Origin of the sequence: Methanoculleus sediminis, from assembly GCF_001017125.1 — an archaeon.
Classification (GTDB): Archaea; Halobacteriota; Methanomicrobia; order Methanomicrobiales; family Methanoculleaceae; genus Methanoculleus; species Methanoculleus sediminis.
Genome location: NZ_JXOJ01000002.1, coordinates 568842 through 581336, shown reverse-complemented (window position 1 = coordinate 581336; position 12495 = coordinate 568842). Strand labels below are relative to the sequence as shown.

Here is a 12495-nt window from a genome sequence, read left to right as displayed (position 1 = left end):
ATTGGACGACTTTAATCAATGACTGTAATTTTTAGATGGAGGGTGGTTTTGCTCGTGGCAACCAAACCCTCCGCCTTGCTCACCTCACCTCCCTCAGATCCCTCCGCAACCGCCGCCGCAGGTACCACTCCGCCACCGTGCCCAACGCATGGTAGACCGGATTGACCGGAACGTCCACGTAGTAGCGCCTCCCCTTCTCGAACCACCCCTTCCCGTCCCAGTAGGCGTGGTCCGCGGGGCTCCGGTCGCCGAGCTCGTCGCAGGGCGCCCGCCCGATGTGGAACGCCATCACGTCGAAGAACCCCGGCCTCCTCGGCGTTTCCCTCCGGAGCGCGGCGAGAAAGGCCTTTGCCGCCGCCTGCAGTTTCTCTTCGTTCTCCCGCAGCCGGTAGGCGGGGAGCGGGCCCATCTTCGCGTGGGAGAAGATCCCCGCCCGGGCGACGACCTCGAAGCCCCAGATGCGGGCCACCGCGTTGAGGTAATCCAGCACGTCCTTGTCTCCCATCACCCCGACGGTGGTGAGGAGGAGCGCTTTCTGCCGGAAGAAGCGGGGGCGGTGGAAGATGTAGGAGTGGCGGTCGATGAAGACCTTCATCAGCCCCGAGACCTGGAACCCGTACACCGGGGTGGCGAAGATCACCCCGTCCGCGTCGTGCATCTTCCGCTCAAGGAGGGCCGAATCGTCCTTGATGGGGCAGAACTCCTCTCCCCGGTCAAAACAGGTGTAGCACCCGCGGCACTGCTCCAGGCCGACGTCCCCGAGCATGGCGTACTCCCACTCCACCGGTGCGGTCTCTTTGAGGATCTCGCGGACCCGTTCGGCTGCGCGGTAGGTGTTTGCCTTCCGGGCGCTGCCCATGATGACGAGGACCTTTATGGGCCGATCTTCCATATAACAGTAGAAGCATATTTCCCATACATAAGTTTTCTTCCCCGGCGCCGACGGACGTGTGCGGCTACAGGGAAAAACCAGGGGGGAGAATAAGAGGATTCGCCAACAGATCCGCCCCTGTCAACTCTGCATCGCCGCAGATGGCCGTCATGCGGATGCTCGATGTTTCGAGAACATGGCCGGACGTCACCGATAGCCTGCAGGACTATCCCGAGGGGGGCCGATATCCCCGATGGGTGAGGCGCCCCGTCGGACATCGGCGGTCTTTCACGCCTGCGGAGCCGTACCGCCGTATCCTCCGCCATGAGGAGCTGCTGCGATGCCGCCGTCCCCTCTTTCCTATCAAATAGGGCATAATGGTTAGGTTAATGGAAACATCGTGCCATAGAATGCATTAAGGGGCGATCCGGCATGCAGGAAGCGGTTCGGAAGACGGCAGGATCTTACCGGACGCCGGAGTCCGTCATCCTGCGTGTCGCCCTTCTCTCCCTTGCCGTCAACGCCGGGCTGGTCGTCACGAAACTGGCACTCTCGGTCTATTCGGGGAGCCTTGCCCTCCGTGCGGACGGCATCCACTCGTTCGTGGACGTCGTCGCCTCGCTTGCGTTGATCGTCGGGGTGCTCCTCTCCTCGCGCAGGCGCCGGGATTTCCCATACGGGCTCTACAAGGTCGAAAACGTCGTCGCGGTAGCCATTGCCCTCCTCATCTTCTTCACCGCCTTCGAGATTGCGGCGGAGGCGTTGACCGGCGATGCCGCCGCCCGGCCCTACAGCGGGTGGATCCTCCTTGCCGTCGCCGCCTTCATCCCGGTGCCCTACATCCTCGGCACATACGAGGTGAACGTAGGACAGAAGTACAACTCTCCGAGCCTGATCGCCGACGGGAGGCAGCACCGGGTGGACGTCCTCTCCTCCTCGGTCGTCTTCTTCGCGCTCCTCGGCCAGTTCTTCGGCATACCGCTGGACCGGGTCGCAGCCGTCGTCGTCGCTGTCTTCATCGTCCGGTCGGGCTGGGGAATCCTGAAAGACAGCATGAAGACCCTCCTGGACGCCTCGGTCGGTTACGATACGCTCGACGAGATCCGAACCATCATCCAATCGGATCCGGTGGTGAGCAACATCAAGAGCATCACGGGCCGCAACTCCGGCCGCTACATCTTTGTGGAGGCGATGGTCGAGATGGCGACATCGGATCTCAAGGAGGCACACCGTGCGAGCGAACGAATCGAGGAGAAGATACGGATTCGGGTTCAGAACGTCGAGAGGGTTGTCATTCACTATGAGCCCGAGGAGAAGACGCATCTGCGGTATGCGGTGCCGCTACAGGACCGGGAGGGCCTGATCAGCGATCACTTCGGCGAAGCACCGTACTTCGCAATCCTCGACGTCGATACCGAGAAGAACCGCATCGAGCGGCAGGATATCGTTGCCAACCCCTTCACGGACCTGGAGAAGCGGAAGGGTGGGCAGGTGGCGGAGATGCTGCTCGCGCAACAGATCGATGTGGTTCTCCTGCATCATTCGCTCTCGGGAAGGGCGGCAGGCTACGCGCTCGAGGCGGCGGGGGTCGAGATGAGGATGACCCCCGCGGCAACGCTTGCGGAAGCGAGCGACGAAGTGACGGGGCGTCATGGGGAGGAGACCAGGACTTCGCCCCGCTGATCCCTCGTCGCATGCCCGGCCGGTGCCGAACGGAATCCCGGTCCTTCAGGACGGAGGGATTATCTTAACCCGCGTCGAAGAGGGCGTTCGATCGAGCATGAAAGCAAAACAACTCGCCGGAACACTTATCGGCGCATTTATAGCGTTTCTTGGCCTGTTATGGTTCCTGCAGGGTACGGGAATCCTTCGGATGCGTCCCATACTCTGTCTCGCAAACTGTGAGGAGATTGTCGGTCCATCTCCGTTCTGGGCGGCATCAGGGCTGATCGCTCTCACTATCGGGGTTATCGTCGTCTTCGTAAGTGTGAGAGGTGCCAGAAGACCCTGAAACCCTGATCTATCGGACTGCCCCGCCTTCCATTCTGTGATACGGGCACGACCCGGGCAAAACCTTCATCCCCGCCGAGATCCCACCTGGGTATCAGCAAAGGGCCCCTCTCCCCATCGGGTCCCGGGAAACCAGCATGCATCACCACAGAAACATCGTCCTCATCGGAATGCCCGGTGCGGGGAAGAGCACCGTGGGCGTCGTCCTTGCAAAAACCCTCGGCATGCAGTTCATCGATACGGATATCCTGATACAGGAACGGGCCGGGAGGATGCTGCAGGAGATCCTTGATACGGACGGGCCGGACGCGTTCAAGCGGATCGAGGAGGAGACGATCCTCTCCCTTCACTCCAGCCGTGCGGTGATCGCGACGGGCGGCAGCGTGGTCTGCAGCGAGGACGCGATGGCGCACCTGAAGTCGGCGGGGCTGGTCGTGTATCTGGAGATCCCGTATGCGGAGATGGAGGCAAGGCTCAAGAACATCACGACCCGGGGGATTGTCCTCCTTCCCGGCCAGAGTCTTCGCGGGATGTACGACGAGCGCGTCCCGCTGTATGAGAGGTATGCCGATCTCACCGTCGCGTGTTCGGGCGAGGATCTCGAGTCCGTGGTCGAGAACGTGATCAAAGCGTTGTGAAGGATCCGGGGCTGCACGCGGGGGTGCCGGACGAAAGGCGGAACTCCGGGTTTCGCACGGGATCGCCTGGAAGTTCCCGATCCCCTTTTTGAGAACGGTTCAGCGCCGGAGGTCTGCTGCCGGAATTTCAGGCCGGGCCCGGTTGAAGTTTACAGAACTCTCGCGACGCTATCATAAGAGATATCCGGAGAGGTGTCGCACGTAACAACGATCATGCATATCGAGTATCCCGATATCGGCATCTGCGGACTCTCCTGTCGGCTCTGCCCCATGTACAACACCGACGCGGAGAGCCGATGTTTCGGGTGCAAGAGTCCGACCCGGATGGCTGTCGGTTGCCCGTTTATCACGTGCGCCGTGAAGAGAAAGGGGATCGAGTTCTGCTGGGAGTGCGCAGAGAGCGATACGTGCGAAAGATGGAAGAGACACCGGGAAGCCGGTAAAGAGCACGATTCTTTTAAGTGCTACCAGACACTCGAGGAGGATATCTCGTTTATATCCCGGCATGGAGTGCCCGCATTCCGGAAGATACAGGAACAGCGGGGGTTGTTCCTCAGGGAGATGCTGGACAACTTCAACGAAGGCCGTTCAAAAACCTACTACTGTATTGCTGCAACCGTTCTGGAACTCGAGGAACTTGAGGAAGCGCTCTCCCGGGCAGGAGAAGAATCCGCGGGGCTTGACGTCAGGGCGAGGTCGAAGGCTCTTCACCGGATTCTCGATGAGATCGCTTCAAAGAAGGACTATCGCTTGAAATTGAGGAAGTAGGCACGGTAGCAGCGTTTCGCTTCGCACCATCAAACACCTGAAGAACCTTCCTTACCGTTCCGATTGCCGTTTCTGCTCTTGAGTACAAGGCGTTCTTACCAATGCTCAGGCGAATAACCGTTGCACTCATAGGAGCACTCTTCGGCATCGCCTCACTCATGGGCATCCTGGGTTCCGGTGAAATTACCGGATTCCTGTTCAGCGGATTTGTAGGGGCGCTTGTGGGAGGATACATCGGCTACAGGATCGCGATCCGGTAACCGGGGTAAAGAGAGCGAAGTCTTCTCGTTTGCTCTCCTTCGCCTCCTGCAGCAGAGACCCCGGCAAGAGATCCACTCTCCCGGATGATGTCCGGCCCCCGGCCATCCGGGGGTGGGGCGAGTCCCGTTCAGCGCGATTCTACCTCTGCGACAAGGAACCGCCCTTCTTCATCCTCGGCGAAGCTCACCGTGACCATATCCCCTTCATGCACGCCGAAGTCCGAGTAGGGTTCGTTCAGGAGCGTTCCCCGGAATGAGGCGCCGTCGTCCGACTGGCCTTCCAGGCGGACCCACACGCCTTCGGGGATCAGTTCCCGGTCTTTCGAGACAAGGATCACCGATACGTCGTCGAAATACCCCGGAGCCCTGAACCTGTCGAGGTCGGCCCTCTTCCTTACTGCCTGGAGCGGTTCCGGTTCATAATAGATGCGCCATCGCTGTTCTTCGAGCAGCGAGAGGCGGTTCGCTTCGTCGTTCGAGAGGAGCGTATACGCCCCTACCTCGTCGGAATGGAGTATCAGCCCCTCGCCGTGGTTCTCGAAGTTCACGACGATCTCCGGCGGCTTTCCCGCCCCGGTCCGGCAGAGGGAGTGGATGCGGAAGGTGATTCCGTCCTCGTGATCGACGTAGAAGAAGCCGATGCACCTGTCCGCGTTCGGCCGCATCAGTCCCTTCGCGGAGAGGACGCGGGAGATGCCGGGACCGATCTCGGCAACCGCCCAGCTGTTGATGATCTCCCGGTCTGAATAGGATGTCGTTCCGTCGTTCATGGTACGTGTACAGGATTCTCGCGGCAGCGTGAAAGGGGTTTTGAAATGTTCATGGAAAGTTCTTGATTCGCCGGGGGAGTCAATCGGGTGTGTGGGGTTCGGGGAGGGTGGGACGGTGGTTCGGGTCGGGGATTGGGATCTCTTGTGTATCGTTCATGATCTCAAGCGCACCGTTGCCGCCATGCTCCGCGACGTTATCCCCCGCCGGCAGATCGTCGAAGAGACCTCCGCGCTCTATGGCACCCGGCGGAGTGCGTGGAAGAGGTAGTGGTCGCCGCAGGGGAGGCTGACTGCGATCCGATCCTAGTACTTGTTGTCATCTAAACCTAAAATCCGACATCACCTTCGCGGCTTCGCGTGAGACCGTATCGTCATCTACACTAATAACTCACGCGAAGCCGCGAAGAGCGCGAAGACTGAGCGATACCTGCTGGTAACTTCACTTCGCGGCTTCGCGCTCTTCGCGTGAGACCATGGTTGCCGTCCCGGTACATGCAAGAAATTTCTATAATAAGATGACACGGTGCACTAGGGGTTTCATGAGGAGAAAAGAAGTCGTTACTCCGGGATCACATTCAGAGGCAACTTCTAAATTAGGAATTTGCCATTCATAAAAATATAATCTTAAGATTACATCTTCTCTGCACTTATTTTCAAAATTCTATCTTCTGTTGAGGGATGATCCGAAGTCAGCAAACTAACTAATTTATTGATTCTCTTTTCTTCAACTGTTTCAGCTATTTTTCCAAGTGCTGATATCGCATTTATCTTATCACTTGTTTTCCTTACTGCTCCAAGATCTGCCATATACTCCATGTTCCAAAAGGTATAATGCACAGTAATCACACCAAGGATAAAAAGAAGTCCTGCAGTTGCGCAGAATGAGAAAATGTTTGCAATGCCCAAATAAACTAACAAAAATGCAATGATACTGCATGGAATCATATAAATAAGCGGAAAGAGGTAATAGAAAACCCGATACCAGTTTTTCCTTGCATGGTGAGCGGCTTCATGGGAAATCACAAAAACTGTCTCTTCAGTGTTTAGTTTTTCCTTCAATTTTTCTCCAATAAGGATCTCCTTTGGACTGCCGTACACGTTTGTAAAGGCACCAAATGAGTTCTGTCCATCATATACTTTAATTGCATAGTCTTTAATTGTGAGACCCCATATGCCGTCCAACCGTGACAAGACATTAGAGTCCTCGTATTCTTTTGTTTCTGGAGAACGCTTAGATTTCAAAGAAGCGATTATTCCTAACAAATGGTGGAAGAAAAGATAATAGTATATCGCGATCAGAACGCTCACTGTGAAAAATATAAGGAACGCATCTGAAAATAGCCATAATGAGATCAGGAGACCCTGAAAATAAGACATCACAATAAGCCCAACAAAGCTTTGCCAAAACTGTTTGCGCGTAATGTAATAGATTGAAGCGCCCAATACAATGAGAATAAGTACAATGTACTTGATACTCTCTGTTAAAAAGATCTCATTCATATTTGTGTATTCAGGATAGAGTATAATAGATTTTTATATTCGATGTTGTAGTTGTTTCTGCCTGAAAAATGCTTTCATTGCTTTAATTGGTGAAGGCAGCCGGATCATCATCGCCACCGTATGACTGCGGTGTTGCAGATGATTTACTGAGAGCACGTACTTCCTGTTTGCTTTCCCTCATTTCTTTCAACGTCCCGCGCGGACCCTGCACCTTTTTTTGGTTACCGCCTCTTTAAGACCCCTTAAACAGAGCATAAGGTAATCAAAACCTGTATGAACAGATACATAACTGTATGGACAGTAGAACGGAGAAGAGAAAATGCCTCGCCCGTCGAAAGAAAAGAAATATGAGCGTAAACGGAGAAAATGCACCTTTACTCTATCAGATCAGTCCCGTAATTTTCTGGCGAACAACGTTACGAATGCGTCCCGATTCGTTGATGAGTTGATAAAAGGTGCGGAAAAGGGGATTCAGTCTGCGATTGTGGCCGTATCCCCGAAAAACGAGTGGGCTCGTCGAGATTCGAACTCGAGACCTCCGCCGTGTGAAGGCTCCTGACCAGCTAGACCACGAGCCCCAAGTGCATCGACCGGACGCTACATGCTTACTTGGTGATGACTGGAGTTACAGAGGATACCCACATGGTGAACAATCGCAACCAAGCTTAGCAACACTTGAATTGCGATACTTGGAGGTGGAACTGACCCAATACACAAGTACCCGCCTTTATAAACTGTCCCCGAAATCACAGGATTGGATACAACGCGCATCTCAGATGTTCTGGGACTTCAGCAAGGGGGTTATCAGCCAGAAGGTCTTGAACAGCCTCTATCAAAACATCCTTGAGAAATACAAAAGCAAAGATTCTTGGAATAAAGTCTTAAACTTCGTTCGATCGTACCTGAAGCACCTTTCACGTCTTAAACTCGATTCCCGCTATCAGCAATTCACCCTCTTCCTCGAACCGCCGAAGTATCTCAAGGAACGGAAAACCATTACCTCCCGCATTGTGACACGAGAAGACATTGAAAACGTTGTCGTGCATATTACAAATGCGTATCAAAAGGGAGAATTGGACTATACTAAATTCATGAACCATGTGGGGATTGTCCTATTTGGTGCATATACAGGGCAGCGTGTTGAGGCAACCATCGATAAACTGACTGTCGGCCAAGCACGGATGGCTCTTCACAGTGAGGTACCTGTTTTACAGGTTGCACCTGATCAGGATAAAATCAGAATGGAGCACTATGTGCCAATTCATCCTGATCTACGCCCTATCCTTGAACAATTGATACTTCACAGGGATGATGGGGAGCGACTGTTCCATTACATGAGTTATCAGCAGTGGATAAAGCGGAACAAAGTCACCTTGTCTAGGACAGGAAAACACTTTGTCAGTTCAGATACGCGGAAATTCGCTGAACAATATGGTGATATCATACAGTGGGATCAGAGTAACCGAGCATATATCCTCACACATGGTGTCAGTGGTGTTGATTGGGGCCATTATAAGCACCCACTGCCCGAATTCGTCTATCAGGCGTACATGAAGTACTGGGCAGACACACGCCTTGTTCCACCTGTCTTGGAATCGATTATCAGTGTGAGAATGGAGATCCCTCCATATTTGAAAAATGACAGTAATCAGTGTTTGGCAAAGAAGAGCAATAATGAAACTACGATTATCGCAGCACCTATAAGGATTAGTGCGAAACCAAGCCAATCGTCATAAAACCAATCATCAGCAAGCAAAACTATGCCGAACGAACAGAGGATAATTCCAACTCCAAATATTCTAAATAGAGATCCCTTTGAATCAGACTTAGAACGTACCATGATAAGTGAGTCAGGGCGATTCGTAATAAAGAATGTCTGTGGTGTATGTAAATAGCAGTGCGACGCTTCAAAATACCCAAAACCTAATGCCTACTGGTTATCAGATCTTCCAGTATAAGTTCACTTATCTTGATTGGGCTCTCACTGAAAGTTATATGGATTTCAAGGTTTATGCAACACAGCACCCAATTCCAAAGGATAATATAAAGGCACTCTAATTAGTTTGCTCATGAGATCTGTAATCTGCATAGTGGTTTTGCTAACGTTAATTGCCTCGTGTGGGTGCACCAGTGTTAGTCCTTCGTTGATTACAGTTTCGTCAGAGCCGAATGGCGCGGAAGTCTATCTCGATTCCGAATATCACGGCTCGACGCCTTGTAGTATTAGTGATGTTTCTGTAGGCGTTCATTCAATCGAGCTTCGGCATCCAGACTACATTACTTGGAAAGGTGAAGTCACAGTTGGATCTGGTGAATCGGTAGTCGTTTCTACGGCTTTGTCTAAAAACACAGCCTCTGATACCATCGCTAGTTCGACTAACGTGGGAGGAGTGAGAGCTTACACAAGCGATAGCAAGGTACAACGGTTAGAACAAATTGTCGAAGACTATCACAATACACATACCTACAGTATGGTAGACCTCTTTGTTTGCGCTGATATGGCAATTGATGTCTGGAATATGGTGGAGACAGCGGGCATAAATGCAAAAATTGCTGTTGGAAACATCGAGCGTGCCAATTCAGGCTGGTCTGATTGGAACCATGCGTGGGTACTAGCTGAAGTTGATCCCAGTCAGTGGGTGGCATTAGAAACTACTGGAGGTTACCTCGTCTATGGTGACGCTAATAGTAACTACTACAGGGCGGTTTTCTTTGATACCCCAAAGGACTTCAAGGAGTATCTAAACCTAATTCGAGATTATAGTAATAAGGTTTCATACTGCAATACCTTATATGACCAATATAACGTTAAGGCGGCTGATTACAACCGTGAATCTGCATACTACAGTGATATGGTTAATTATTGGAACACCTACTATATGGGACAGCCTGTCTCAACATCGTCACAGTCATATCAATCCCAGATGACGGCACAAGCGATGCGTGTTTCCTCTTTACTAGGCGAACTGAACCAGATTACTAATACAATAAATGCAGAAAACGCCGCACTCACGCGGATTAGCAATCAGATTGTCGCCTTGATTTCATGATTAAGTTGAGTACGGCCTGCTTATGTGGTCTTGATGGTGCGTTGGCCACGGAAAAATTTATGCAGATATACGAGTTGTCACATGCTGACAGCCCGGAGAGGTGTGCTCAGAAGAGAGGGTCAATTTGGTTCTGTTTAGTTCGGGATTATCTTTTTCATTTCGATTTCATTTCAATATTAATGGCAGCGAGAATGACTTACGGTAGATCTTGGCTTTTGTAAGAGCTTTGGACTGCACTGCAACGCATCACTTGGTGTCACTTTCCGCTTAAACGGATTATGACTTCGTTTTGTGCAACTGACCTTTAACACTACTCAGTCCTCCTCATCAAAGAGGTCTAAATCATCTTCATCTTCATCCAGCTCATCAAATTCATCTATATCGTCATCGAACTCGTCTATGTCCATATAGTACTCGTCCATAAATGTGTACCATCGGTTTGGATCAGTAATCATGTAGAACAGAAGATCGTCTATCAAGCCAGATACAGAGTATTTCCGCCCCTTCTCATCGATAACGTTTTCACACTGAGTCTTTAAGAATTCAATGGGAGGAGTAGACAGATAATTGCAGAAGCGCTGGCCAGAGCGCTCTTTTCCACGCTCAATCTCATTAATTACTTGTCTATATGCTTGGCTCACCCGATCAACGTTCGCTTCATCCTCATACTGATGAATTATCCCCATCTTCGTACATCTTTCACACTCCTCATCAGGAGCCTCTAAAGCCATATGACTGCCAAAGGCAGCCTTAATATTTTTATTTAACATACAATATATTATTATGTTGTATATAATATATAATACTTTCTAATACATGTGGTCGAATAAGGATGACTTCAAGGATATTAGCGCATTTTAAGAGGGTCGCTCAACTTCAGCATTTCACAAATTCCGAAGCGGATTGGAATAGCCAAGTTGTACCCCTGACAGACCGCTTTACCGACGAAAATCGAATTTTTGTCTCCGCAAAAAGTTGTAACCGCAAGGTGCCAAGTATATTACTTGGCATTATAAAAAGTGGAATGTGGTCAACAAAATTCGAACTTAAAGAGTGTTAATTTCACGCCCAGGGGCAGAGAAAGTAGAGCGGGTTTAGTCTTCGTCCGCTTCACTGTTGGCTCGCTGAATCAATCGGATTGACAGGTGGATGGATGCAAGGTAAATGTAAAACATCCACGGCAGCCATGTGGTGGCATCGTAGTTGGTCTGTTGGCGGAGATTATGATGACGAATCCCAAAATTATTGGCGATATTGAAGAGAGCATCTTCATCTTTGCTCAATAGATATGTCCCATGTTTACCCAGCTTGTCCCTTAAATATTCCAAGATGTCAGCAAGAGTGCGAACGGCTTCCCTCTTTTCTTCATCTGATGATTTGTATCGGCGGAATTTTAATACTGCTTGCTTTAACCTTTCGTCAATGTTGTCTGGATCGAACTCAGGCACCTCTTCCTGATGTAAGTCCTCTAGTCCTTTGTCACCAATTAAAAGGATTTCACCACTTGCAGACAGTTCATATCCTTCACGGTAACTTCGTAGGATCTCATTAATTTCTTTCCTGAATTCTGATTGTCCAGTTTCGTCATCAAAGGTCTGATAATGCCATCCGCAGTTGTTCCACTTGTGCTCATACCCCACGAGAGGCTTTGCAATTAGGTCATACAACAATTCAATGACATCGAACAAATCATCCTCAGAGTAATTGTCTATCATCTTTCCAATTGGCCAAAGATTTGGTTTCAGCAACTTTCTTAGAAAGAAGATTTCTATGTCACTGCCTGTTGTTCCAGGCACGGTGCCATCATCAACACACTTGTACCCGAATGCCTTTTGGAAGTAATATTTATTGTTGAAATCAGAATATATTGAATTAAAGGCTCTTTTTAACAAATTCAAGTCAAAATCCAGTTCGCCTTGATTTATGCCTTTTCTGACAGAATAATATCTTCGTCCTTCCATAAAGAACGCACAGCTCCGATTAATGTAAGCACATATGGTGTGTAACTTAATAGATAAACATGTTGAATTTCCTCCTCTACGATTACGCGTTTCCCGTTTGTTAAATCGTTTGTTTCTATTAGATGTAATTGCCGTGTAGACATCAGAAATAAAAACATTAAATACCCCATCTATTAATCATTAACAAGTGATCCTTTGCTATTAGAGGTATTTGATCCGCAGGATAGTGCTGATAAGAGATACGAACGACTTGATCTCGAAGTTTATTCCGACGAAATCTTTGAAGTCATCGATCCACGAGATCACAGTAAGTGGGTTTACATTGGTGTGCTGTTCATCCCACTTAGTGAAAAGGAGTCCTGCCTACAGATTCTAAAGAATTATCGATGCTTGAAGTATGAAGATTGGTCGGATACAGAGCATGAATGCTCACACATGTGTGGGTTTCATGATAAAAATAACACTGAAGTCCATTACAAAGAGATCCACAAGTTAGATACTAGATTTAAGATTGCATGCCGATGGATTGAATACATATCGTCAAGTGCATGTGCAAGGAGTAAAAAGGTTTTTTTCAACATTCTGGGTATCAATCTCACAAAATTGAACCTCGATCAATTTGGCACGGATTCTGATCGAGTATTGACGATCTATAACCGTTTCTACA

12 protein-coding genes and 1 tRNA gene are annotated in these 12495 nt (G+C 50.2%); 7 read left to right on the top strand and 6 right to left on the bottom strand.

Translation table 11 applies throughout. The features are described from left to right. Positions 1-79: 79 nt before the first annotated feature. Positions 80-892: a flavodoxin family protein gene (locus SZ63_RS05665; protein WP_048182455.1), complete on the bottom strand. Its 813-nt coding sequence runs from the start codon at positions 890-892 to the stop codon at positions 80-82. A 411-nt stretch (positions 893-1303) separates the two neighbouring features. Between SZ63_RS05665 and SZ63_RS05660 the strand changes: the two genes are divergently transcribed. From SZ63_RS05660 to SZ63_RS12925, 4 genes are all read left to right on the top strand, one after another. Beyond that, positions 1304-2554 (top strand): cation diffusion facilitator family transporter, encoded by a 1251-nt coding sequence (locus SZ63_RS05660; protein WP_048182451.1) that lies wholly within the window; start codon positions 1304-1306, stop codon positions 2552-2554. Between the two features lie 464 nt (positions 2555-3018). Next, positions 3019-3519 (top strand): shikimate kinase, encoded by a 501-nt coding sequence (locus SZ63_RS05655; RefSeq protein ID WP_048182448.1) that lies wholly within the window; start codon positions 3019-3021, stop codon positions 3517-3519. 213 nt (positions 3520-3732) lie between these two features. After that, positions 3733-4287, top strand: a complete 555-nt coding sequence (locus SZ63_RS05650; RefSeq protein WP_048182446.1) for a DUF3795 domain-containing protein — start codon at positions 3733-3735, stop codon at positions 4285-4287. Between the two features lie 101 nt (positions 4288-4388). After that, positions 4389-4547 carry a hypothetical protein gene (locus tag SZ63_RS12925; protein WP_156168395.1) on the top strand — a complete coding sequence of 53 codons (159 nt, stop codon included), beginning with the start codon at positions 4389-4391 and terminating at the stop codon, positions 4545-4547. A gap of 128 nt (positions 4548-4675) precedes the next feature. Here SZ63_RS12925 and SZ63_RS05645 read toward each other — a convergent pair whose 3' ends face one another. Next, a complete protein-coding gene (locus SZ63_RS05645; RefSeq protein ID WP_048182442.1) occupies positions 4676-5317 on the bottom strand; it encodes a hypothetical protein in 642 nt (213 codons plus the stop codon). 142 nt (positions 5318-5459) lie between these two features. Between SZ63_RS05645 and SZ63_RS13225 the strand changes: the two genes are divergently transcribed. Beyond that, positions 5460-5585 (top strand): hypothetical protein, encoded by a 126-nt coding sequence (locus SZ63_RS13225; RefSeq protein ID WP_277619443.1) that lies wholly within the window; start codon positions 5460-5462, stop codon positions 5583-5585. Between the two features lie 362 nt (positions 5586-5947). Here SZ63_RS13225 and SZ63_RS05640 read toward each other — a convergent pair whose 3' ends face one another. Then, entirely contained in the window at positions 5948-6817 is an 870-nt protein-coding gene (locus SZ63_RS05640; RefSeq protein ID WP_048182440.1) for a M48 family metalloprotease, read from the bottom strand. Positions 6818-7325: 508 nt separating this feature from the next. Continuing rightward, positions 7326-7395 (bottom strand) — tRNA-OTHER (locus SZ63_RS05635). 117 nt (positions 7396-7512) lie between these two features. On the opposite strand from SZ63_RS05635, the gene SZ63_RS05630 reads away from it, so the two are divergent. Then, positions 7513-8553, top strand: coding sequence for a hypothetical protein (locus tag SZ63_RS05630; RefSeq protein ID WP_156168393.1), 1041 nt, complete (start codon positions 7513-7515; stop codon positions 8551-8553). A 333-nt stretch (positions 8554-8886) separates the two neighbouring features. Then, the gene (locus tag SZ63_RS12635) at positions 8887-9867 is read left to right on the top strand and encodes a PEGA domain-containing protein (RefSeq protein ID WP_082122661.1); all 981 of its coding nucleotides are present in this window, start codon (positions 8887-8889) and stop codon (positions 9865-9867) included. Between the two features lie 314 nt (positions 9868-10181). Here the strand turns inward: SZ63_RS12635 and SZ63_RS05625 are convergent, their stop codons facing one another. Both SZ63_RS05625 and SZ63_RS05620 read right to left on the bottom strand, forming a co-directional pair. Beyond that, positions 10182-10637, bottom strand: coding sequence for a hypothetical protein (locus tag SZ63_RS05625; RefSeq protein WP_156168391.1), 456 nt, complete (start codon positions 10635-10637; stop codon positions 10182-10184). A gap of 324 nt (positions 10638-10961) precedes the next feature. After that, complete coding sequence (locus SZ63_RS05620) at positions 10962-11828, bottom strand: hypothetical protein (RefSeq protein WP_052959068.1); 867 nt, start codon at positions 11826-11828, stop codon at positions 10962-10964. Between the last annotated feature and the right edge of the window lie 667 nt (positions 11829-12495).

Bases quoted from the DNA above. Each gene is read 5' to 3' on its own strand.
- SZ63_RS05665 (WP_048182455.1), bottom strand. From the start codon at position 892: ATGGAAGATCGGCCCATAAAGGTCCTCGTCATCATGGGCAGCGCCCGG.
- SZ63_RS05660 (WP_048182451.1), top strand. From the start codon at position 1,304: ATGCAGGAAGCGGTTCGGAAGACGGCAGGATCTTACCGGACGCCGGAG.
- SZ63_RS05655 (WP_048182448.1), top strand. From the start codon at position 3,019: ATGCATCACCACAGAAACATCGTCCTCATCGGAATGCCCGGTGCGGGG.
- SZ63_RS05650 (WP_048182446.1), top strand. From the start codon at position 3,733: ATGCATATCGAGTATCCCGATATCGGCATCTGCGGACTCTCCTGTCGG.
- SZ63_RS12925 (WP_156168395.1), top strand. From the start codon at position 4,389: ATGCTCAGGCGAATAACCGTTGCACTCATAGGAGCACTCTTCGGCATC.
- SZ63_RS05645 (WP_048182442.1), bottom strand. From the start codon at position 5,317: ATGAACGACGGAACGACATCCTATTCAGACCGGGAGATCATCAACAGC.
- SZ63_RS05640 (WP_048182440.1), bottom strand. From the start codon at position 6,817: ATGAATGAGATCTTTTTAACAGAGAGTATCAAGTACATTGTACTTATT.
- SZ63_RS12635 (WP_082122661.1), top strand. From the start codon at position 8,887: ATGAGATCTGTAATCTGCATAGTGGTTTTGCTAACGTTAATTGCCTCG.
- SZ63_RS05625 (WP_156168391.1), bottom strand. From the start codon at position 10,637: ATGTTAAATAAAAATATTAAGGCTGCCTTTGGCAGTCATATGGCTTTA.
- SZ63_RS05620 (WP_052959068.1), bottom strand. From the start codon at position 11,828: ATGGAAGGACGAAGATATTATTCTGTCAGAAAAGGCATAAATCAAGGC.